Below are 22,018 nucleotides of genomic sequence, written 5' to 3'. Positions count from 1 at the left end.
TCGCTGATGTATCGGCTCGACACTGTGTCGGCTCGCGAACAAGGAGTGCCCTGTGGATTTCAAGAACCTGGCGAACAAGGCGATGGACCTGGCCCAGAAGAACGCCGACAAGGTGGATACGGTCATCGAGAAAGCGGGCGATCTGGTCGACAAGAAGACCGACGGCAAGTTCGCGGCTCAGGTCGACAGCGCTCAGGAAGCTGCCAAGAAGGCAGTGCGCGAGCAGGGGTGAGCGCCGGATTGCGGTAGTCGACCGGGGACATTCGGTTCCCCGGTCGACGAATGCCTCGCAGGCGAAGCTCAGGCGGGCTCGCCTGCGAGCAGCGGAAGAATGGTCGCGGTGTCGGTCACCATGGCGTGGCCCTGGAACTCGAATTCGTCGTAGGCCCGGGTCATCGCTTCCTTGTCGCGGCCGCCGCAGGCGTCGCTGATGACAATCGGTACGAAGCCCAGATCGGTCGAGTGGGTGACCGTCGGCGCGATGCCGATCTCCAGCGCAACCCCGACGATGGCGTACGCGCCGATGCCGAGGTCGCGCAGCACCGCGGCCAGGGGCGTGCCCTCGAACGCCGACATCGATGTCTTGTCGAACACCACCTCGTCGGCGGTCGGCCGGAGCTCGGGGACCAGTTCGAAGGCCGGGGTGTCGCGCTGGAGGATGAACTTCACATCGTCGACCGAATCCGCCTGCTGCCAGCTCATCGCCATCCGCAGCGCGAACGTTCCGCTCAGCCTGCGCGGCAGGAAGAAATGCCGCAGGAAGATCACGGGATAGCCGCCGCGGCGGGCCGCCTCGACTACGCGCGCGACCCGCTCGATGATCTCCTCGCTGTCCGGTAGTTGGCTGAGCACACCGACCTGCATGTCGTAGACGATGACGGCCATGCGGTGCGGGGCACACACGTCGGCGAGTTCTTCGGGTATGTCCAGTCCGTTGCCGTGTCGCAAGGTCAGCTCAACTCCATCCTCGATACCCCGAACACCGTCCGGACCCGTTCCGGCGGCGATTCGGTTGCGCTTGCTATTCGATTGTGCGGTGGGCACTTTCGAATCCACTGTAACCATGGGTGACCAGGACGAGTGCGGCGGTGGGCCTGCCCTCGAGTGACCGTTGCCGGGTCTGATATTCGGCAGTACCGTGGGTGTCCCGAGGCAGGACAGAGTCGGCGCCGACGCACCCGGCGCGACAGTGTCGCGCCGTGTCGGAACATTGGAGGCCCGATGAAAATCCTCCGTGGAAGGTGGCGTGCCACAGCACCGGCCTGGGTTCTCGCTGCCGTTGCGATGGTGATCTCGGCCTCGGTGATGATGGCGCCCGCCGCAGGAGCGTATGTGCCGCGACCGGACGCCGATCCGTTCTACGCCGCACCCGCCGACCTGGCCGACTATCCGGACGGTGCGATCACGCGCTCGCGGCAGATCCCGCTCTACGGTCTGCCCCTCCCGGTTTCGGCGTGGCAGGTGCAGTACCGGACCAATGACGCGAGCGACCGGCCGGTGCCGGGGATGACCACCGTGATGGTGCCGAACCTGCCCTGGTTCGGGCCGGGCGAAAGGCCGCTGCTGTCCTACCAGATCGCCGAGGACGGCCTCGGCAGCCAGTGCGCGCCTTCCTACGCCCTGCGCGGGGGATGGGAGATCGGCGGCATCAGCACCTGGATCGACACCCCGTTCTTGGCCGCGGCGCTTCTCCGCGGCTGGGCGGTGGTGACCAGCGACTACGAGGGCCCGCAGTCCCGATTCCTGGACGGGGTGAACTCCGGGCGCGGCGTGCTCGACGGCATTCGCGCTGCCCGCGCCCTCGCGCCGGGCGGGATCGGGCCGAGGAGTCCGCTTGGGGCTTGGGGCTACTCGGGTGGCGCGTTCGCCACGCTGTGGGCGGCGCAGCTGCAACCGGACTACGCACCCGACGTCCGTTTCGCGGGCATTACCTCCGGTGGTGTGCCCGCGAACTGGCCCGCCATCGCGCAAGGTGTGGACGGTACTGTCCAGGCCGGTCTTACGATGTTGGTCTTGCTCGCGGTCGCGCAGAACAACCCGGATGCAGGCATCGTAGAGATGCTCAATGACCGGGGTCGCAGGATGCTGGCCGAGGACGCGACCGCCTGCGGTTTGGACCTGATCGTCAAATACCTCAATGCTCGGGTCGACGATTACACGATCGAGCCGAATCTGCTGTCGCACCCGAGCTTCCGGGCGGCCACCGATCCGCAGGAGCTCGGTGCAGGCGCGCCGCGGGCGCCCACATACCTCTACCACAGCACGACCGACGACGTGATCCCCGTCGCGGGCTTCACCGAACTACTCGACCGATACTGTGCGCAGGGCGCCGACATCAGCTTCGTGTATTCGCTGCTGCCGAGCCATAACCCGACCGCCGCCGGTGAGGCCGCCGGTGCGATGGGCTATCTCGCCGACCGGTTCGCAGGCCTGCCGGTCGCCCCCGGCTGCCACGGCGGATGAGATCAGATCCGTCGAAGATCAGACAGTCCCGGGCCGCGGACTTCCTCTGGTTCTCCGACGTCGACGCGTCCCAGACCTGAAGTCATCGGAGCCAAAGGATGATGGCGGCAACGATCAGGCCGCGCACCGAACTCGAATGAGTTCGGTGCACGCCTGTATCAAGACTTGTCGACCTAGCGAACCGGTACCGTCGGGGTCGCGAACTTCGTCGTTCCCGGCGGGGCGGTCAGGGTGCTGACCAGGTCGATGCCCGCGATCAGCAGCGCCGGTCCGCCCACCACGATGGTGCCGATGACACCACCGATCGCGGCGCCCGCGACGACGCTGGCAACTACGCCCGGACCACCGACGATACCGGTCAGTCCGACCAGGGCGCCGATCACCGTGCCGATGAAACCGCCTATCGCCGTGGCGATTCCGAACTGCGACAGGAACGTGTCCTGTGCTTGCTGGTTCTCCTCGGTCGAGGCGATTGCGGTCAGCGGCGCCGGGTGAGCCTGCGCGTAGTCCTTGACCGGGGTCAGCTCGAGCACCCGGCCCGCGTTGTGCACCGCGTGCGGCAGCGGGAACTCGAGTCCGTCCTGGCGGAACGACAGCGGCAGCGTGAGCACCGTGTTGCCCGTCGGGTCCTTGATGTCGACTGAATTGCCGGCCACCTCGAACACCCCGCCGGTCAGCGTGGTGACGACCTTGCCGCCGACCAGCTTTGTCTCGTACCCGATTCCGGGTGCGGGCGCCGGTTGCGCATGGGAGGTGCCCGCGCCGACCGCCACCGCGGCGACGATCGGGACTGCGGCCGCAGTGATCTTGCGGAGAATCATTGGGTGTTCCAATCTTCATCAGGTTTAAAGCTCTACCCAACGCCACACACGCCGAAATTCCTTCCCCCCGAACGTGTGTGCAGAGACTTGATGTGATCTAAAGAACGGGTACTGCGAAGGTCACCGTACCGCGCGGACGGGTGTTCGGACCACGATTTGAGGGGTAATCGTTTCTGTTTCAGGTGACGAAATCCGCTATAGCGCTGCGCTATACGGCCAGGCGTGGCCGACTGCGGTCAGTTCAGCACATTGATCGCGCGCGCGATCACCAGCGCCGCCAGGACAAGTGATATCGCCGACTGCGCCATCATCATCGTCTTCGCCCATCGTGACATCGGCATCACATCGGTCGGGCTGAAGGCGGCCGCGTTGGTGAACGCCAGGTACAGGTAGTCCACGAACTGCGGCTCCCATTCGGGCTCGGCCAGTTCCGGGTTCTGCATCTGCACGAACAGGAAGTCCGGCAGCGTCTTGCGCGCGTGCGCTCGCGCGGCGGGGCCACCGCGGTCGAACTCCCAGTAGCCCAACCCGAACACGACCACATTGGTCAACCAGATGGCGCCGCCGGAGCCGAGCAATTTCGCCGGGTCATCGCTGAGCGTCCTATCGATCAGCCCGACCACAAGCCGATCCGCCGACCACGCAGTGGCCAGCGCCAACAGCGCGATGAGAGCCAGCCCACCCCAGCGCAGCCAGGTCTCCTCGCGGTCGATCCGCACCGGATTCGCCACCACGAGGAACCCGAGCACCACCACCTCCAGCGCGGGCAACAGCCACGCGGGTTCCGGCCTGAACTGATTCGGCAGCAGCACTTGCAACACCACGATCGCCAGCACCGCAGCGGTGGCCGCAATCCGTGACTCACCCGCCGTCCTGCGCTGCCAGGCCGGAACGTCGTTGTCGCTGTCGGTCACACCGGCCAGTATCGCCCTGCCGCGGGCGAATCCGACATCTGCCACGCCATTGGCCGCGACCAGTAGTGCCGCCTGGCGACGATGCCCGTCTGCTGCTGCGGACGGGCATCAACGGCGGCGAGTCAGAGCAGCAGATCGAGCCCGATCGCGCCGGCACAGACGGCGACGACGATGGCCAACGCCATCGCATCGCGGCGACCGGGAGCGCTGGGGTGCGCGGTGAGTTGGCCGGTGCCGCCGCGGGCCGTGATCGCCTCACCCAATTCGCCTGCGCGGCGGGTGGACACGGCCATCGCGGCGGTGAGAATGTCGATCAGCGGATTATCGGCAGCACGTTGCAACATGCCATCCTTCGGCCGCAGCTTGCGGGCCGCGCGCAGGACCCGCATCTCGTCCATGAGCAGCGGCAGACCGCGCAGCGTGAGGGCTACGACAACGGCCCATTCATCCACGGGCAACCGAAGTCTGCGCAGTGGCGCCGCCATCTTGGCGAGGGCGGGGGCGACATCGCCGAGCGGTGTGGTCCAGGCGATCATGAGCGAGGCGGCGAGCAGGACCAGACCGAACGTCGCGATCTGCGTATACCGCAGCACGGCCGCGCCGCCGACCGAGACATTCATCAGCGCGCCGACGCCGAGCAACGCCCAGAACCACCAGGGCAGTCGCGGCAGCGTGCCGAGCGGCAGCCGGGCGATCACGCCGATCAGCAGCAGAAACACGACGACAACGCCGAGCACCGGCCACGACGGCTGGAACATCAGCAGCAGGCTGATCAAAAACGCCGCAATCATTTTGGTGCCCGCCCAGAGACTGTGCACCGGGCTGGACACCGGGACTTCGCGGAAGAGGACTGCGCTCATCATCGCCCTCCGTGCTCGAGGCGCCACGCTGACGCGGCACGTGGATCGAGGTGTTGTGCGGATATCTCGGACACATTCGCGAGGTCGGGCACCGGCGCGGCTCCGAGGATGCGTCCGGACTGTAAGTGCACGGTCCGGTCGCACACGCCGGCCAAATCGTCGACGTCGTGCGAGATGACGATCAGGGTGAGACCGGAATCGCGCAGGCGGGCAAGGAGCTCGACGACATCGGCGCGACCCTCGGGGTCCAGGCCTGCCAACGGTTCGTCGAGTACGACGACCTGCGGGTGGCTGGCCACGATGGCCGCGAGCACCACCCGCTTCGCCTGCCCACCGCTGAGTTCCTCGATGGATCGCGCGGCCAGCCGCCGATCCAGGCCGACGGCATCCAAGGCGCGCCCGACCGCGCCGGAGCCGGTGGCCCGCCCGCCCCAGTCGGCGATCTCCGCGCCGACCGTCTGTTTCTGCATCTGCAACCGAGAATGCTGGAATGCCAGCGCGACTCGGCCGATTCGTTTGGCGATCGGCTTGCCCGCGAGTTCGCAGCGGCCCGAGCTCGGTTCGATCAGTCCGGCCATGATCCAGGCGAGAGTGGATTTGCCCGATCCATTGCCGCCGACGATCAGCAGCGCTTCACCGCGCCGGACCGAGAGGTCCACCGAGTGCAATGCCGGTGTCTCCCAAGGTGTTCCACGGTTATAGGTGTGCCGGACATCGCGTAGCTCGAGCACCGGCTCGCCCATGGGCCTGCGGCGCGCGTCACGAACCGGCAGTGGCCAGGCGGGCAAGTGTTCGACCGTGCGCCCGCTCGACAGGTGCACGACCCGATCGGCGGCCGCGGCATCGGCTTCGTGGTGGGTCACCAGCACCACCGCCATGTGGTGTCGTTTCGGCAGTCCGGCCAGCAGCGTGACCAGGTCCCGACGGCCGTCGGGATCGATCATCGAGGTGGCCTCGTCGGCGATGAGCAGTGCCGGACGTCGTGCCAGCGCCGCGGCGACCGCGAGCCGCTGCTGCTGGCCGCCGGAGAGGGTGGCGGTCTCCTTGTCGCCCATGCCGTCGAGGCCGACCTCGCGCAGCAGCGCGTCGATGTCGACCGCGGCGGCCAGCTCCTCGGACAGGCCCCACACCACGTCGTCGGCCACAAGTACGCCGAGGGTCTGGCTCTCGGGCCGCTGCAGCACCAGCGCGGTGCCGCCGAGGTGGCCCAGACCTGCGGATCCCGGACGGAGCACGGTGCCGGAAGTCGGCGGGTGGCCGGCCAGCAACCGGGTCAGCGTCGATTTGCCGGAGCCGTTGTGGCCCACGATCGCCACGAACTCATCGAGGGCGACGGTGAGATCAATGCCGTGCAAAGCGTCCACCGCCGCCCCCGGGTAGCGGAAGGTGACATCACGCAGCGTCACCGGCAGCGGTGCGATGGGGCGGTCGTCGGGCGGCGCATCGAGCCGATCGCGGCCGGGCAGATCGGCAAGCCGGTCCAATACCGAGCCGAGAACGAACCAGGAGAACACCGCGCTCAGCACGATCCCGGCGGTCACCGCCGCGGTGAACCAGACCCACCACGATGCGATCACGGCATCGGTGAGGTCGGCGGCGAGCCGCCCGAGCGGCTCCAGTTGTGGCTGCCGCGCCGCGAGGTCCTCGAAGCCGTGGGCGAGATTGCGGATGCTGTCGAACAGCAGGTTGCGGGAGCGGGAGAAAACCAGCAGGTTTCCGACGGCGAAGGCGGCCCACGCCAGCCCGACGAGCACCGCGAGTCCGAGCACCGCGAACAGCCCGCCGCCACGTCGCTTGACCGTGCCGATAATGCCCGCGAGAGTGGCGGAGCTCACCAGGCCGATGGCCGGCGCGATGCCCGCGGCGACGAAGGTGACCAGTGCCGCGGCGATGGTGGCGGTGAGCAGGGCACGCAGGCGATAGCGATAAGCCAGCAGGCCGAGCGGCACTGCGGCGACCAGTTGTAGTCCGGCGGCGAACGGGATCACCGATCCGATCGTGACCAGCCCTACCGTGACACCGCCCAGCACCGCACCGGTGGCCAATTCGATCGGGCGCAGCGGTCCGCGCTCGATGGGGCCTACGGCCGAGGGCAGATCATTCACGCAACAAGTCTGCCCGTTCGAACCTCGCCGTGCTCGGGCCCGCCGAGGATGGGGGTCGCCCGTCGCCTCGATCGGGCCCCGTTGTGGTGCGGGCCGGGGTGGCGGCGCCGGCACATGGCTGCCCTGCGACCGCGAGGTCAGGCAGCGGGAGTCAGGGTGTAGTCGGCGGCGTGCACCCTGCGGAGTTTGCGGCGGTAGCTGATCTGGGTGCCCGGCCAGTTGTTGGTGATGCGACCCGATGCATTGCGGTACCAGCTGGAGCAGAAGTTCCACGGGGTCTTGGCCAGGCGCTGTTGCAGGGCGGTGTTGAACTGCTGTTCCGGCTCGGCGCGTACCTCCAGATAGTGGCCGGGGCTGGTGGCGAGCAGTTCGATCGCTTTGCGGATGTAGCGGGCCTGGGATTCGATCATGTAGATGATCGAGCCGACGCCGAGATTGGTGTTCGGCCCGTAGACGAGGAACAGATTCGGGAAATCCGGCACCGTGATGCCGTAGTAGGCGTGCGCGCCGCCCTGCCAGGCATCGGAGAGCTTGCGGCCCGCGCGGCCGTAGATGCTGATGGGCCACAGGAATTCGGTGCCCTTGAAGCCGGTCCCGTAGATGATCACATCCGCTCGGTGTGCCGTGCCGTCGGCGGTGCGCAGGCCGTCGGGGGTGATCTCGGTGATCGCCGCGGTCTCCACCTGCACGTTCGGCTGTGTCAGCGCGGGGAAATAGTCGTTGGAGAACAGTCCGCGCTTACAGCCGATCGGATAGTCCGGGCTGAGCTTGGCGCGCAGTTCCGGATCGGTGATCTGCTCTTCCAGATGCCGTGTCGCGATGCCGCCGACCAGCTTGGCAATCCGCGGAAACTCGACGAGTCCGAGCGCTACGAATTCGGCGATGGCCCACCACCCGAATCGTTCGGCCAGCAGTGCGCCGGGCACCCGCGCGAATAATTTGTGCTGGATCGGCTTGTAGTCGGTGTCGAACTTGGGCAGCACCCAGGCCGGCGTGCGCTGGAACAGCGTGAGGTGGGCGACCGACGGCTGGATCTCCGGGATGTATTGGATGGCGCTGGCACCGGTGCCGATGCAAGCCACCTGTTTCCCGGTGAGTTCGACGCTGTGGTCCCATTCGGCGGAGTGGAAGGCCTGGCCTGCGAAGGTGTCGATGCCGGGGATATTGGGCATGGCGGGGCGCGAGAGCTGACCGACGGCGGGGATCAGCACATCGGCGGTTCTCGCGGTCCCGTCGGCGGTCCGCACAGTCCAGCGGCCCGTGCTGTCGTCGAACTCAGCGTCGGTCACCTCGGCGCCGAAGTGGATGCGCTCGAGCAGGTGGTGCCGGTCGGCGACACCGCGCAGGTAGTCGTGGATGGCGGCCCGGCCGGAGTAGCGCTGCGGCCAGTCCGGCTTGGGCTCGTAGGAGAACGAATACAGCGGCGACGGCACGTCACAGGCGGCGCCGGGATAGGTGTTCTCCCGCCAGACGCCGCCGATATCGGCGGCCCGCTCCAGGATGGTGATGTCGTCGAAACCGCTACGGCGCAGTTCTATGGCCATCCCGATGCCGCCGAAGCCGGATCCGATGATGATGACCGACGGCCGATTGTCCGCGTCCATGTGACACCCCTCACAGCAGTGCTTTCCCTACCACTCTAGGACCGCACGGCACCGGGGATCGAGATTTTCGGCCATAATGGCTCCTGTGGAACGGGTGCAGGATCCGGGAATCCGCGACTGGAACTTCCCGCGCGGGATCGCCAGCGTGGTGCTCATGGTCGGCTATGCGGGTGAGCAGGGCGTGTCCGCGGCGCGGATGCTCGCGGGCACCGGGCTGACCGAGGCGACGCTGCGGGACCCGGACGCGCAGATCGACGCGCAGATCGAGCTCGCCGTGGTGCGCAATCTGGTGCGAGAGCTGGCCGATTGTCCCGCCCTCGGCATCGAGGTCGGCCGCCGCTACCGGATCACCACCTTCGGGATCTTCGGCTTTGCCTGCGTCAGCAGCCCCACCCTCGGCGAGGCGATCCTGTTCGCGCTGCGTTATCTCGAGCTGAGTTTCACCTTCTGCCTGCCCGTCGCACAATGGCGGGCGGGCGAATTCGTCGCCTGGGTGCACGACGAGTCGATCCCCGCAGATGTGCGGCAGTTCCTGGTGGAACGCGACGTGACCGCCATGCACCAGGTCATGAGCGACCTGCTCGGTACGCCGGCCTCGCTCGTGCGCGCCGAATTCCGTTTCGCCGAACCGGCATACGCCGACCGGCTCACGGAGGTCTTGGGGGTGCGAGCGGAGTTCGGGCGTATGCACAACCTGTTCGCCATCGAGCCTGCGATGCTGGAACAGCCACTGCCGCAGGCGAACGAGCACACCTGGGCAATCTGTCTCGCACAATGCCGGGACCTGGTCGATCGCCGCCGTGCCCGCACCGGCATCGCGGCAGAGGTGCGCGAGCTGCTGGTGCCCGGCGGCGCCGACGGATTCGCCGCACCGGCCGGAATCGACACCGTCGCACGCAATCTCAATATGAGCACCCGTACGCTGCGCCGCCACCTGGACGCTGCAGGCACCAGCTATCGAGCCCTGCTCGACGAGGTGCGCCGCGCCCTCGCGGAGGAAATGCTCACCGCCACACCGCTTTCGGTGAGTGACGTCGCCATCCGCCTCGGTTACGCCGAGTCTTCGACCTTCATTTTCGCCTTCAAACGCTGGACCGGTGCAACACCCGCCGCCTACCGGCGCGAGCGTGCGCTGCGGCGATAGCGGTCAGTTCGGTTGGACTCCGATCCAGCCGCCCATCGGAACGCTGCGGAAATGCGTTGTCATGCGGTGGTTTTCGTCGATGACGTGCAGGGCGAGGGCGGGATCCGGAGCGTAGTCCATCACGTGGTCGGGGAGGTCGAGTTCCCATTCGCCGCCGAGCACGGACGCAGTGCTCGGGGCCACGAGCAGCGGTCGCCCGGCGAAGGTCGTCGCCACCGCGGAGTGGGCGTGGCCGGTGACGACACCGACGATGCGCTGGTCGCCGGCGACCAGTTCGGCGAGGCGATCGGGCTCGGCCAGTGAGATGTCATCGATGACAGGACTGAACAGCTGGGCGGGCGGGTGATGCAGCGCGAGTAGTACGGGTGCGTCGGCGGGAGCCGTGGCCAGCACGCCACGCAGCCAGTCGTAGGTCTCGTCGCTCAGGCGGCCACTCGCCTGGCCGGGGATGGTCGAATCCAGCAGCGCGACGGTCAATTCGCCGACGCGGTGCGCGTGGTTGATCGGTGCGGTCGAAGCCGGTTCGCCGAGCAGTTCGGTGCGGAAGGCGGCGCGATCATCGTGATTGCCCGGAATGGCGTACACGGGGATATCGATGCGCAGCGCCGCGCGCGCTTCGGCGTACTGATCGGGCTTGCCGGAATCGGTGATGTCGCCGGTCAGCAGGATGGCGTCGGGCTTGCGTCGCAGGTCGGTGAGGAACGCCAGCGCCCGTTCGACGCGTTCGGCGTTGCGGGCGCCGAGATCGAAATGGGTATCGCTGACCTGAGCCACCAGGATCATCGCCGTTCGCTTTCTCTGGGGGATCGCTCCGTTGCGTCAGAGTGTGCCCGCGTCGTGTCGACGGCACGCCATCAGGCTAGATGACCTGCGCATTACGCGTCGCCATGAGGCTCGCCACCGGCCGAAACCATATCGGCGGTCTGTGTTGGCACTCACGCCCGCTGTCGCGACGCGGCCGGTGCAGTGGGCGACGTCATTGCTCGGTGGTCAATGCGGCCAGGGTCTGCAAGGCGCGCAGGAACGCTCGCCTATCCGCGGCGCTCAAGTTTGCGAGCAGTCGGTCTTCCTGCTCTTGGATCTCGCGTTGCGCGCGTTCGCGGGTGCTGCGGCCGGCGGCCGTCAGTGACACCAGGTGGGCGCGCCGGTCGGTGGGATCGGGTGCGCGGTCGATGAGCCCGCGCTGTTGTAGTTCGTCGAGCACGCCGATGATGCGGGTTTTGTCCGCACGGATCGCCTTGGCCAGTGCGGATTGGGTGTAGACGGGTTCATCGCCGAGTCCGAGCAGCACCACGTAGCCCCACATGGTCAGGTTGTGGCGCTCGAGCACGGGCAGCTCTGCCGCGACGAGCGCGCGGCCGAGCGGGCCGATCATCGCGGCGAGATCTGGGCGCTTGGCTTCGGGCATAGATAGAAAATACTGCTTGGCAAATAATAAGCTGGTGCATACGATATGATTGAGCTTATTATTCGGAGGAGGACCAATACATGACCACCGATTCGGACGCCCGCGCCGAACTGCGCACCCTGGATGCCATCGGTGACGGTGCCGATCTGGTCGCGCTCGACGCACAGGCGGTGCGCACCAGCATCGAACTGGTATCGCACGTCACCACTGCCGATCTCGCCAAGCCGACGCCCTGCGCCGACTGGACACTGCACGGCCTGCTGACGCACATGATCGCCCAGCACTACGGGTTCGCCGCCGCTGTGCGCGGCGAGGGGGACCCGGTGCTGTGGAAGCTGCGCCGACTCGGCGACGACCCGGCCGAGGACTACCGTGTGGCTGCGGAACACGTCATCGCAGCGTTCGCGGAAGACGGTGTGCTCGAACGGAAGTTTCGGCTGCCGGAATTCACCACGGACTTCGAATTCTCCGGCGCCCAGGCCGTCAGCTTCCACTTCATCGACTATGTCGTCCACTCCTGGGATATCGCCCGAACTCTCGGCAGGACAGTGAGTTTCGACGACAGCCTGTTGACCGCCGCGCTTGTCGTCGCAGAAGTTGTCCCGAGTGGTGCAGCCCGTCTTGCCCCCGGCGCCGCCTTCGCCCCGGAAGTCACCTGGTCCGGCGACTCCACCCTTGACGACATCGTCGCCATCCTCGGCCGTTCCCCGAACTGGCCCGACTGAATCGATGCGTGGCCGCCGATCCGGCTCGCGAAACGAGCTGCATAGTCAACCGTCTCGCAACGCTTGTTGGCACGGCCGAGTTCGATGTCCCTGCTGCGACCGCGGGGCCACCGACTCGGGGTGCGCTGCGGACCTACACGTCGCGGAGCAGTTCGTCGGGTCGGCTGCGTGGCCGTGCCGCGTGACCGGTACGGCCGTCGGCCCGACGATGGCCGCGGAATCGTGCGTCGCACAACGTGTTATCGGCTCAGCCGAAGTTTCGATGTTCGTGCTGCGATCGCACGGTCGCAGGCCCGGGGCGAAATTACCTATCGCGCAGCAGTTGGTCGGCTCGGTCGAGGATCGCCTCGGCATCGTGCTGCTCGGCGCGCACGGGCAGCCAGAAATCCGGGCCCGGCGTCGCCGTCAGCGCGAGCTCCGGGGGAGTGCGCCACGGTGCGGCCAAGCCGAGCTGCCATGAGTGCAGGTGCGTGCGCTCATGGCGGCCGGACTTGTCGAACAGTGGGTCGCCGACGATCGGATGTCCGATCCAGGCCAGGTGCACGCGGATCTGGTGGCGGCGGCCGGTAATCGGGCGCAGTGCGAGCACGGTGTGGTCCTCGTCGCGGTGAACTGCCAGGAACCGGGTGATCGACGGATAGTTCTTGGTGTCCAACAGGTCTGCCGGGTCGACGAACCAGCGATCCGCCGCGGTGCGGATGCTCTCGCGTGGTGCTGCGATACGGACCCGGTTCTTCCGTCCGACGCTCAGCGGCAGCTCGATGACCCCGCGGTCGGGCAGCCCCGTCGACTCGACGATTGCCAGATACGCCTTCTCTGCGGTCTGCTTGTTGAACTGCCTGGTCAACTGTCCGTGCGCGCCGAGCTCTTTGGCGAGCAACACCAACCCGGAGGTCACTTTATCGATCCGATGCACCGGATACAGCGTCTCGCCCGCCGCCGCGGCGGCCTCGACCAGATCGCTGTCGTGACGCTCCCCGGTCACGGAAATCCCGGCGGGCTTGTTCAACGCCACCACCGCCGCGTCCTCGAACACGACACACTGCCGCCGCACCTGCGCCCAGTCCACATCCACCCGACGAGCTTAGGGGCCGCATTTCCACGCCCAACGACGAGTGGTGCCCGGCTACGGCGAGGTTGTGGTTGGTTACCTGTTCTTGCCGTTGCGGCGCAGGGTGTGCGGGCGCAACCGGTTGAAGCCGCGGACGCGGACACTGCGGAGATTGCGGATGTCGAACTGGGGGTTGTCGGCCAGGGCAGTGGCGGCTTCGTCGTCGACGAGCACGGTGCCGGGACGGGCGACGCCGGTAAGGCGGGATGCGATGTTCACCACGGAGCCGTACAGGTCGCCGAAGCGCTGTAGGACGGGCCCGTAGGCGACGGCGACGCGCAGCTCGGGGGTGCCGCCGACCATCATGGTGCTTTCCTGGATCGCCAGTGCGATCCGTGCGGCATCGGCCGGATCCTCGGCGGCGAACATGACCTCGTCGCCGACGTTCTTGATCACCCAGCCGCCGTTCTCGGTGATCGCCGCGGTCGTGGTCGATTCGAACGCTTCGAGCAGCATCGCGAGTTCATCGGGGTGCAGATGCCTGGTCAGCCGGGTATAGCCGACCATATCGGCGAAGCCGACCGCCAGCTCGCGGACGGATTCACCCGCCGTTGTCCCTGGGTCGAGTGACCGGGCGAGCGCGGCAGCGAGGTGGCGGCGCCAGGCGTAGCCGTTGAGGTGTTCGAGCGTCGAAATCGCCGCTTCGGTGGCGGTGCGGACCGTATCGGCCTGGTCGGCGCCCGGCTCGGCCTCGGCAATGCGGGCGTTGATCTCCGCGAGCACCAGGTCGACCTGCCATTCTGCGAGCCGGGCCACGCCCTGGCCGAGGGTGCGCACCGTCGCGGCCTGCTGCCTGGCGTCGGCCGAGGACAGCACATTCAGCGCGCGGAAATTGCGGACCGCGGCAACATCGGCGTCGGTGTAGTCGACGGCGTCGTCGGCGACAGCAGGAAAGCCGAGCGCCGCCCACAGCCGCCCGGTGAGCTGCGTCGACGCCCCGGCCTGCGCGGCAACCTCGTTCCTGCGGTAGCGGCGTGGTCCGTCGAGCAGATACGACTCCACGACCGACTGCACCAGCTCGGAATTCTCGGTGGGAACCATGGCCGGTACCTTACGGCCACGCAGCCGGCGCAGGGTGTCAACCGAGCAGGGGAGGGCCGTATCAGCGTCAGGCCACAGTCCGGGCGAGAGCTGATCGTGGCCGATCACAAGGTCGGCATTGCGGCGGTGGTCAGCTCAGGTGCAGCCACTGCCCGGATGAGGGGATGCCCTGCTGGTCCACAACGCTGAGCAGATACCAACCCGGCGGTGCGAGCGCTGGGTTGGTCGGCAGGGTGAACGTGACCGAACCCGGTGCGGTGGTGGTGAATTCGAGGTCGACGAGGCGTTGCTCATTGTCGCAGGAATGGGTGCATGCGCTGGGGCGCATGAGGGCGGCTTCGCGGATATCGGCCGTGGTCGTTGCGGCGACTGTCGCGCCGTAACTCGCTGCGGTGGTGGCCAGTTCGAGCTGCGGCCGCGGTCCGCGGAAGAGATAGGGCGGCCAGAAGATTTCGATCCGAAGTTCTTCGGTCTTGCGGGCCGGGTTCGAGCCCGCAGTGACCACCTTGCCGTCCGGGGTGAGCAGCGCGATCGAGTGGTAGAGCCGGGGCACCCGGGAGGGCCCGGTGTGCATCCAAGCGCCCATCGCCGGATCGAAGATCTCGGCATGCGGCGGCGCATCGTGCGCCATTTCCTCCATACCGGAGCCGCCGGTCGCCAGCACCGTCCGGTCCGGTAGGAGCACCGCGCTGAGATGCATTCTGGCGTGATCCATCGGTGGTGCGGGGTGATAGGCTGGTGTCGCAGCGGTGCAGTCGACGACCCTGGCATCCGCCAAAGCCGGTGCCGGACTGTGCATATCGAACCCGCCGCCGCCGAGGATCATCACCTGTTGGAGTTGGGCGGGCGGCAGCAGCACGCTTGCGGCCTGATTGCGGGAACCGGGGTCGGCGAGCCCCGGCACTTCGACGGTGGCGCCGGTCGTCGGATCCCAGATCGACGGGCGCATACCGTTGTTCGCGCCGTACTGGCCGCCGCTGTAGAAGAACCTGCCGTCGGCGAGCAGCTGCAGGTGGCCGTACATCGGGATCGGGCCGGGTGTCGGCAGTGGGGACCAGGTTTCGGTGGTGTGGTCGAACAGTTCCGGAACCACCGAGAGGAAGTTGTCGGCGCCGAGGCCCGAGACCGCGAGCACATCGCCATTCGGCAGCGGCGCGAGCGTGGGGTACCAACGCCCGAAGGCCATGTCCGGCGCCGCGGTCCAGGTCAGTGCGATGGGATCGAAGATGAGCGCGTCCGGCAGTCCGTAGAACGGGTCGTATCGCTCGGTGCCACCTGCCGCGAGCAGCCTGCCGTCCGGTAGGAATGCCTGTCCGACGCAGAACAGATCGATCGGGGTGTCCGGCGCGCTCATGCCGGGGTTGGGGTAATGCCAGACGCGCGTGCGAAATTCGTGCGCGTTGTGGCGATCCGGGTCGTTGCCGGAACCGGCGAAGAACAGCACGTCTCCGGTGTGCAGGAGCGCGGCGTGCACCGGGTTGACCTCGGTGTCGAAATCGAGGATCCGCCACACCCCCAGATGCGCGGCATGCCGCAGATCGGTGTCGAGTTCGAGGACCCGCAGCAGGCCCGTATTGATGCCGGGCGGCGCGTCGATTGTGAAGACTACCAGCTCCGGCGCCGCATCCTCGGCATGCAGCACAGTGATTGCCGCACCTTGGTTTTCGTACAGTCCCCACTGCGGCACCGCCGCCCAGCCGCTCCATCCGTCGACGGCATGCCCGGTGCCGTCCAGGCCCCAGCCGACGGTGTAGCGGCCCGCGTTGATGCCGTCGGGGTTGTCCACCGCGAAGACGATCAACTCCGGCCGGCCGTCACCGTCCAGGTCCACGGCCGCGACACCCGCGCCCTGATTTTCCCAGCCATACCAATCGGGTACCGCGACCCATGGCGTCCACTCGTCCACTGCGCCATCCACGGTCAGCCCCTTGGCCAACCGGAACTGCCCCGCATTCTGGCCGGGCGGATTGTCGACTGTCAGCACCACGAGTGTCGGCTGCCCGTCGATGCTGGTGAGGCAGATGTCGGCGCCCTGGTTCTCCCAGCCGTACCAGTCCTTCACCGCGAGCCACGGTGTCCAGCCGCCGGTCACCGTGCCGTCGGCGGCCAGGTCGCGCCCGATGCGGTAGTACCCCTGATTCTGGCCCGGCGGATTGTCGACCACGAACACCACCAGATCGGCTCGGCCGTTGCCGTTCAGATCCGCGACGGCGACTCCGGCGCCCTGGTTCTCCCAGCCGAACCAGTCGGGCACCTCCAGCCACGGCCCCCAGCCCTGCACCGACCCATCGGTCGCGAACCCGGTGCCGACCCGGTAGCGCCCGATGTTCTGTCCTTGCGGGTCGTCAACCATGAGAACGACGACGTCCGACGTGCCGTCACCGCTGACGTCCGCGATCGCGACTCCACAGTCCTGGTTTTCCCATGCTGCCCAGTCCGGAACCGGAACAAATTGCCCTGCCACGGGATCCATGGTGGTCGGTCACCGCGGATCCGGTGCGATCTTTTGTCCGATCTGCCGCAAGAGTCGACCGGTGACAATGTTGCGGCGTCGATGCTGATCGGGCCGTGTGCGGAATCCGTTGGGCTGGTCGCGCTTCCGACTGTTCTGTTCAACACGACGGAGCTGCATGGTCCCAGGTACCGAGCCGGTGGCTTCGCGGGTCTGTTCGAGCCGGCGTCGTTGGCGGCGGTGTTGCTGCGAAAGTGGATGGTGCTAAGGCGTTTCCGGATGGGTGTCGTGATGCGGGGCGAGTGATTCCCAGGACCATGTGAGAGTGCCCGCGGTCAGGTCGGCGATAACGCCTTCGAGCCAGCGTGATTCGGCCTCGGTGACGGCGCGCAGGTATTCGTCCTCCAGCATCACCACGCGTGGCAGTGCCATGGCGGCGGCTTGTTCGGCGTCGGCCGTCATCTCGGCGAGCTTGGCGCGCAGGGATTTTGCGCGTCGTTCCAGTTCGATGCGGGCACCGTCCGGGCCGAGCAGCATCAGAAATGACAGTGCCGCAGGGAATTCGGGGTATTCGTTGCGTGGGTCGCCGATCATGTCGGCCAGCCAGGCGGCACAGGCCGCGCGCCCCGCTTCGGTGATCGCGTAGACGGTTCGCTCGGGGTACTGCTGGTCGCGTCCGGTCTCGCGAACGGTGACCAGTCCGGCATCCTGCAATCTGCCGATCGTCTTGTAGAGCGCGGCGCGCTGGCTGACGTTGACCACCTTGTCCTTGCCCCACTCCTTGATCCGTCGCTGGATGGCGTAGGGGTGCATCGGCTCCAGATGCAGGATGCCCAGCAGCGCCATCGCCAGTGGAGACCGTTTGAACTGCATCGATGCTGTCATGACATCCATTCTAGTGGTACTCGGACAACTAGATTCCTAGAAACTAGTTGCCAAGAAACTAGTTCCTGTGTCACTATTAGTCCATCAGCGAAGCCGCTCGAAAGGACACTGAAATGACCATCAAGCCCACCGCAGTCGCCACTCGAATCCACGTCGATCACGAGACTGCCAAGCGGCTCGGCAACTGGACCGACGCCAACACCTTCGAGGTCGCGGCCCGCTACGGCAGCCTCGTCATCGACCTGCGCTCCCCGCAGATCACCGGCGATATCGAGGTGCATGCCGACCTCGACCACGCAATGGTCAAGCTGCTCGTCCCCGACGACGCCGTCATCGACCAGACCGGTGTGCAGTGGACCGGCCGCGGCCGGGTCAAGGACTTCGCCCGCCCGAAGGACGCCGCAGGCCGTGTCATTCGCCTCACCGGCACCAGCGCGCGCAGCGAATTCCGCGTCCACCGCGCGGGTGTCGCCGTTCTCTCGGCCATGTTCTCCCGCGAGTTTTTCGAAGACGCCCGCCGCGCCCGCCGCGAAAACCGCACCCCGACCGTCGCCGACCCCGCCAACACGCCGGCCTGAAAAGTCAAGTGCCCCGACCCTGAACCCATCGGGGTCGGGGCACTTCGCGTCGGGTCGCCAGGCTCGACACCGGCGCCGAACCCGGCCTTCACCCGGTCACGGTCGCCCGAGTGCAGACATGACACATTTCGATGAAGTCGCCAGCGAGTCACCCGCAGAACAGGACTTGGCGCCGTGCGGCTGGCTGGGCGTCGCAGCAGTGGGTGTGGGGCCTGACCTACAGTGGGGTCTCTGTCAGCAGCCTGACCTGGGTCGTGGCCTCCGCCCCTGGTTTCCGCGAAGGCGTATCCGCCTTGCTCAGTAGTGTTTTCAACGCAGCAATCGCCGTGGGTGCGCTGGTCGGTGGGCTCGCTGCCGATGGCATCGGCATCACCGCCACGATGTGGGTCGGCGGTGCACTGGCCGGCGCGGCGATGCTGAACGCCGCATTCGGGCCGGCCCCGGCCGGTGGAAAGGTGTGACGGCTGCCCTGGCCTGGGGAGCTCCCAATTCCCACCGATGGGAGCCGCGATCTCCGGTGATGATGTTGTGCCGCAATACACTTCCGTCTGCTGGTCCGACGGCGTGTCGTCCGGCAGCTGAGACGGTGTCGGCATGGTCCGGACCGATAGGCGTAAACCCCGGGTGGCCTGGTGCAGGGTCCCCCGGGGTTGGTCGAGAGATGGATGCTGCCGCCACCGCCGGTGTCAGGCAGATGGTGGATCGAATCGATCGTCGAGGATTCCCTCGTAGCGGCGTCCGACAACATCGCACGCCTTCCCGAGCTCGGCAGTCATGATGTCTTTCACGTCGATGAAGCCTTGGCATGGATTGATTCTCACGACCGCGCCTTTCATGTTGCCGAATCCCACGGCCATTCCCGATGTCGTGTGTATCGGTTCTGATGGGCTCGATAATGATGGGCTGTTCCTGTGTAGGGAAGGGGCGCGGTAACGGTTTCGGGCATTATTGAATTGCAATTGGAAAAATGGGCCATTTCTGGCGCCGAATCTTATTGATACCAAATATGCGCACCTCGCACGTTCCATCGCGTGGGTGATCTCCGCGTGTCTTCGGTGCCACGGCAGCCGCCAGCCGCGGTTTGCTCCATTCATCAATGCCCACAGCATAATCCGTCACCGAAGCAACATCGACGGCAACCGGACCCGGGTCTCTCGGCTGCCGGAACCTCAACGTCCGCTACCTCGATGACGCTGGCGCGCTGCCGATTTCGTGCCAGCATTGCGACGCTCATCGCTGCAACGGAACATCCAGCAGCAGAGGCGATTTCATCGATGTGACCCAGCCCACGCGGCGTCACCAGCGACTTTACCGCGATGCTCTCCGGGCATCACCGTTTGTTCACATGGATGTCTTGCAACATTGCCTATTACAATCGTGGACCCCGGTTTAGGGTTTAGCTGTGCCTCGCTCGGTAGTCGGACAGCAGACACGATCTCTCGACGACATTTTTCACCGTGCGCTTGCCGGACTTCGGCGTTTGCTATTTACCTTTGATCGCGGAGTGTGGCGGCGAAGGGTGGCGTGGTTCGGGCTGATGTTTTGTATGTTTATTGTATTTCCGGCCGCCGTGGGCGCCGTGGCCACCGCACAGTACGAGGCGGCGAGCGCGTCGCCGGGGGTCTCCGAGATCGACGGATTGAGCTGGATGAAAATCCGTGACTCGTCCGGTGTTCCGTTGGCCGGCTACCAGTTCAGTACCAACCATGGTGGCCCGTTGAACGCGGGTGCCACGATTCTGTGGGCCATTCTCGGCCTGGAGTTCATCGGGTACATGGCCATCGTGACGACGGCGATCTGGGTGATCGGGTTCGCGTTGAGTTTTCGATGGCTGAATATGTTCGGGTCGGCGTTGCACGGTGTCGCCGATGCGTTGACCGGCCAGATCGCGACACCGTTGATGTTGGTGACAGCGGCGACGATCGGCGCATTTTTCGTCGCGTGGTTCATTGTCCGTGGCAATCCGGCCAAGGCCACTATGCAGGTTGTCACGATGATCGGTGTCGCGATCATCGGCCCGGTGTTCCTCGCCGATCCGCTCGGGGATGTGCTGTCCTCCGACGGGTTGCTCGCGCAGGGACGTGATGTGGGGATCTCGGTCGCTGCGGGTCTGAACGGCGATAATCATCCGAACCCGACGCACCTGGTGACCACGATGCAGGGGGATCTGGCAGATAACTTTGCTCGGCGCCCGCTGCAGGTGTGGAATTTCGGGCACGTGGTCGACGAGCGGCCGTCGTGTCGTTCGGCATGGTCGGCCGGTGTCGTTTCCGGCGATGACGAGCGGATCAAGAACGGCATGAAGGCATGCGGGGATTCCGCGGCTTATGCCAAGGCCGATAACCCGACCATGGGCCAGGTCGGCACCGGACTGATGCTGTTGGTCTGCGCCGGGATCCTGTTGATTTTCGCGGTGTACCTGTCGATCAAAGTGGTCAAGGCCGCGCTGGATGCGCTGTACCACGGGTTCATGTCGATATTCGGCTTCGCCGCAGGAGGTTTCGTCTACGGGCCGACACAGACGTTCCTGGTCCGCAATGTCGTGGACAGTTTTGTCGCGGCGGCCAGGATGACCGCCTTCACTGTTTTCCTCGGTGTGTATGTCCTGTTTCTCGGCAACCTGTTCCGGCAGGCGCAGGGCCAGGTCATGGCGGTGATCGTCATCGCGGGCGTGGCCGAGATCGTCGCCATCTCCCAGTTGAAGCGACTCAGCCGCAGCCTCGACGGCGGCAATGAGTGGATCGCCAACCGATTTGCCCTGGCGATACAAAACGGCCAGACCAGATCCGGCGGCAGCGGCGGCAGCGGCGGCAGCGGCGGCACTGCCCTCGGCATGGGAAGCAGCAGGGGGGGCGCGAAGGGGGGAACGGTAGCCGGCCTCTCCGCCCTCAACACCATCAACAGTTCGCCGATCACCGCGTGGCTCGCGGGCGGTGTGGCGAGTCCATTGAACCCCCTCGCGCGCGGGCGTAGAGCGGTTGACCGCACCAACATCAACGTCGCGCCCAAACGTCAGGAGTCGCACACCTGGAACCAGTTGGCTCGGGATAACTGGAAGTCGATAGTTGCAGGATCCACCAAGTCGGGGGGCATCAAGAACGAGTTGTCGGTCGCCAAAGCATTGAAGAGCCTGGAGGACGCCAAGATTTCCGGCAGCCAGCTGCCGGCTGCGCTGCTGTCTGCTGGATGGAGTCACAGTATGGTCACCAACGCGATGCGCGCATCGAGCACCCAGAAATCGAGTATGTCGCAGAACCCCTACGGGTTCGCGCCCCTGCAGAAGGCCGTCGCCGCCGCGCGAGCGGTGCAGAATCACGTCGGCGACGAGGCGCACATGTCCTTTGCCGCCCAAGCTTTGGTGTCGGCCGACAGCTTCGCCAGGCACGCCAACGAGCCGGCGCCCGGCGCTGTGATCGACACCAAATTTGTCAGAACCGTTGAACAACATTGGGATTCGGACAAAGCGCTGCGCGCTGCGATCACGCCCGACGAATGGAACAAGGTCGGCCGTGACACCCGCTGGGCTATCGGGCACAAGGTGGCGACGCTGCATCAGGAGGCGGCGCAGCAGTACTACGCCCAACCCTCCGATCTCAACCGTGCCCGGCTGATGGCGTCGGTCAGGAGAGTCTCCAACCTCGACCATCTGGAACCCCACGGCGGACTCGACCCCTGGGACCCGTAGCCGTCATCGGGGCAGGCGTCTGTTGGGTGGCGAGCGCGTCGCATCGGGCGTGACACCTCCTGGGTCTGATCACGCACGGCCCGACGCCCGATGAGTTACTCCGCACGCTTTCGCGGCCACGGCCTGCCAGATGGTGTGGGTCTACGACCGGCCGGTGAGTATGGAGCAGTTGGAGGCGGGTTGACGCCATCGTTCTGGCAATGAGTTGGTGGGTCACGACCG

20 protein-coding genes are annotated in these 22,018 nt (G+C 66.4%); 7 read left to right on the top strand and 13 right to left on the bottom strand.

The genetic code is table 11. The annotated features are described in order from the left end of the window. Window positions 1–52 precede the first annotated feature (52 nt). Complete coding sequence (locus ACLMAL_RS01280; RefSeq protein ID WP_328409012.1) at window positions 53–232, top strand: antitoxin; 180 nt, start codon at window positions 53–55, stop codon at window positions 230–232. 68 nt (window positions 233–300) lie between these two features. Here the strand turns inward: ACLMAL_RS01280 and ACLMAL_RS01275 are convergent, their stop codons facing one another. Further along, window positions 301–1,044, bottom strand: a complete 744-nt coding sequence (locus ACLMAL_RS01275) for an isochorismatase family cysteine hydrolase (RefSeq protein WP_328409014.1) — start codon at window positions 1,042–1,044, stop codon at window positions 301–303. Window positions 1,045–1,221: 177 nt separating this feature from the next. Here ACLMAL_RS01275 and ACLMAL_RS01270 point away from each other — a divergent pair, with 177 nt between their 5' ends. Then, entirely contained in the window at window positions 1,222–2,463 is a 1,242-nt protein-coding gene (locus ACLMAL_RS01270) for a lipase family protein (protein ID WP_411997394.1), read from the top strand. Between the two features lie 173 nt (window positions 2,464–2,636). On the opposite strand, the gene ACLMAL_RS01265 is transcribed toward ACLMAL_RS01270, so the two are convergent. The 5 genes from ACLMAL_RS01265 to ACLMAL_RS01245 form a co-directional block, all read right to left on the bottom strand. Continuing rightward, window positions 2,637–3,284, bottom strand: coding sequence for an ammonium transporter (locus ACLMAL_RS01265; RefSeq protein ID WP_411997393.1), 648 nt, complete (start codon window positions 3,282–3,284; stop codon window positions 2,637–2,639). 236 nt (window positions 3,285–3,520) lie between these two features. After that, window positions 3,521–4,198 carry a hypothetical protein gene (locus ACLMAL_RS01260; RefSeq protein ID WP_411997392.1) on the bottom strand — a complete coding sequence of 226 codons (678 nt, stop codon included), beginning with the start codon at window positions 4,196–4,198 and terminating at the stop codon, window positions 3,521–3,523. Window positions 4,199–4,320: 122 nt separating this feature from the next. After that, window positions 4,321–5,058 carry an energy-coupling factor transporter transmembrane component T family protein gene (locus tag ACLMAL_RS01255; protein ID WP_411997391.1) on the bottom strand — a complete coding sequence of 246 codons (738 nt, stop codon included), beginning with the start codon at window positions 5,056–5,058 and terminating at the stop codon, window positions 4,321–4,323. Continuing rightward, window positions 5,058–7,163, bottom strand: coding sequence for a DUF2232 domain-containing protein (locus ACLMAL_RS01250; protein ID WP_411997390.1), 2,106 nt, complete (start codon window positions 7,161–7,163; stop codon window positions 5,058–5,060). The genes ACLMAL_RS01255 and ACLMAL_RS01250 overlap by 1 nt, the downstream gene beginning before the upstream one ends. Window positions 7,164–7,300: 137 nt before the next feature. Then, window positions 7,301–8,767 (bottom strand): flavin-containing monooxygenase, encoded by a 1,467-nt coding sequence (locus tag ACLMAL_RS01245; protein WP_411997389.1) that lies wholly within the window; start codon window positions 8,765–8,767, stop codon window positions 7,301–7,303. An 85-nt stretch (window positions 8,768–8,852) separates the two neighbouring features. On the opposite strand from ACLMAL_RS01245, the gene ACLMAL_RS01240 reads away from it, so the two are divergent. After that, window positions 8,853–9,911 (top strand): AraC family transcriptional regulator, encoded by a 1,059-nt coding sequence (locus ACLMAL_RS01240; RefSeq protein WP_411997388.1) that lies wholly within the window; start codon window positions 8,853–8,855, stop codon window positions 9,909–9,911. A 3-nt stretch (window positions 9,912–9,914) separates the two neighbouring features. Here ACLMAL_RS01240 and ACLMAL_RS01235 read toward each other — a convergent pair whose 3' ends face one another. Continuing rightward, window positions 9,915–10,694, bottom strand: a complete 780-nt coding sequence (locus ACLMAL_RS01235) for a metallophosphoesterase (protein ID WP_411997387.1) — start codon at window positions 10,692–10,694, stop codon at window positions 9,915–9,917. A gap of 193 nt (window positions 10,695–10,887) precedes the next feature. After that, window positions 10,888–11,319 carry a MarR family winged helix-turn-helix transcriptional regulator gene (locus ACLMAL_RS01230; protein WP_411997386.1) on the bottom strand — a complete coding sequence of 144 codons (432 nt, stop codon included), beginning with the start codon at window positions 11,317–11,319 and terminating at the stop codon, window positions 10,888–10,890. A gap of 80 nt (window positions 11,320–11,399) precedes the next feature. Between ACLMAL_RS01230 and ACLMAL_RS01225 the strand changes: the two genes are divergently transcribed. After that, complete coding sequence (locus ACLMAL_RS01225; protein WP_411997385.1) at window positions 11,400–12,044, top strand: TIGR03086 family metal-binding protein; 645 nt, start codon at window positions 11,400–11,402, stop codon at window positions 12,042–12,044. A gap of 304 nt (window positions 12,045–12,348) precedes the next feature. Here ACLMAL_RS01225 and ACLMAL_RS01220 read toward each other — a convergent pair whose 3' ends face one another. From ACLMAL_RS01220 to ACLMAL_RS01205, 4 genes are all read right to left on the bottom strand, one after another. After that, entirely contained in the window at window positions 12,349–13,119 is a 771-nt protein-coding gene (locus ACLMAL_RS01220) for an RluA family pseudouridine synthase (protein ID WP_411997384.1), read from the bottom strand. A 72-nt stretch (window positions 13,120–13,191) separates the two neighbouring features. After that, window positions 13,192–14,196, bottom strand: coding sequence for an adenylate/guanylate cyclase domain-containing protein (locus ACLMAL_RS01215; RefSeq protein WP_411997383.1), 1,005 nt, complete (start codon window positions 14,194–14,196; stop codon window positions 13,192–13,194). A 130-nt stretch (window positions 14,197–14,326) separates the two neighbouring features. After that, window positions 14,327–16,660, bottom strand: coding sequence for a galactose oxidase-like domain-containing protein (locus ACLMAL_RS01210; RefSeq protein ID WP_411997382.1), 2,334 nt, complete (start codon window positions 16,658–16,660; stop codon window positions 14,327–14,329). Window positions 16,661–16,912: 252 nt separating this feature from the next. Then, complete coding sequence (locus ACLMAL_RS01205; protein ID WP_411997381.1) at window positions 16,913–17,533, bottom strand: PadR family transcriptional regulator; 621 nt, start codon at window positions 17,531–17,533, stop codon at window positions 16,913–16,915. 113 nt (window positions 17,534–17,646) lie between these two features. Here ACLMAL_RS01205 and ACLMAL_RS01200 point away from each other — a divergent pair, with 113 nt between their 5' ends. Next, window positions 17,647–18,111: a hypothetical protein gene (locus ACLMAL_RS01200; protein ID WP_411997380.1), complete on the top strand. Its 465-nt coding sequence runs from the start codon at window positions 17,647–17,649 to the stop codon at window positions 18,109–18,111. Between the two features lie 293 nt (window positions 18,112–18,404). Then, entirely contained in the window at window positions 18,405–18,572 is a 168-nt protein-coding gene (locus ACLMAL_RS01195) for a hypothetical protein (RefSeq protein ID WP_411997379.1), read from the top strand. A gap of 225 nt (window positions 18,573–18,797) precedes the next feature. Here the strand turns inward: ACLMAL_RS01195 and ACLMAL_RS01190 are convergent, their stop codons facing one another. After that, window positions 18,798–18,932, bottom strand: a complete 135-nt coding sequence (locus ACLMAL_RS01190; protein WP_411997378.1) for a hypothetical protein — start codon at window positions 18,930–18,932, stop codon at window positions 18,798–18,800. Window positions 18,933–19,690: 758 nt separating this feature from the next. Here ACLMAL_RS01190 and ACLMAL_RS01185 point away from each other — a divergent pair. After that, entirely contained in the window at window positions 19,691–21,796 is a 2,106-nt protein-coding gene (locus ACLMAL_RS01185; RefSeq protein WP_411997377.1) for a hypothetical protein, read from the top strand. The last annotated feature ends 222 nt before the right edge of the window (window positions 21,797–22,018 follow it).

The organism is Nocardia sp. CWNU-33 (genome assembly GCF_046764895.1).
Taxonomy (GTDB): Bacteria; Actinomycetota; Actinomycetes; order Mycobacteriales; family Mycobacteriaceae; genus Nocardia.
The sequence above is the reverse complement of the archived record's forward strand: the minus strand, read 5'-3'. Positions and strand labels throughout refer to the sequence as shown.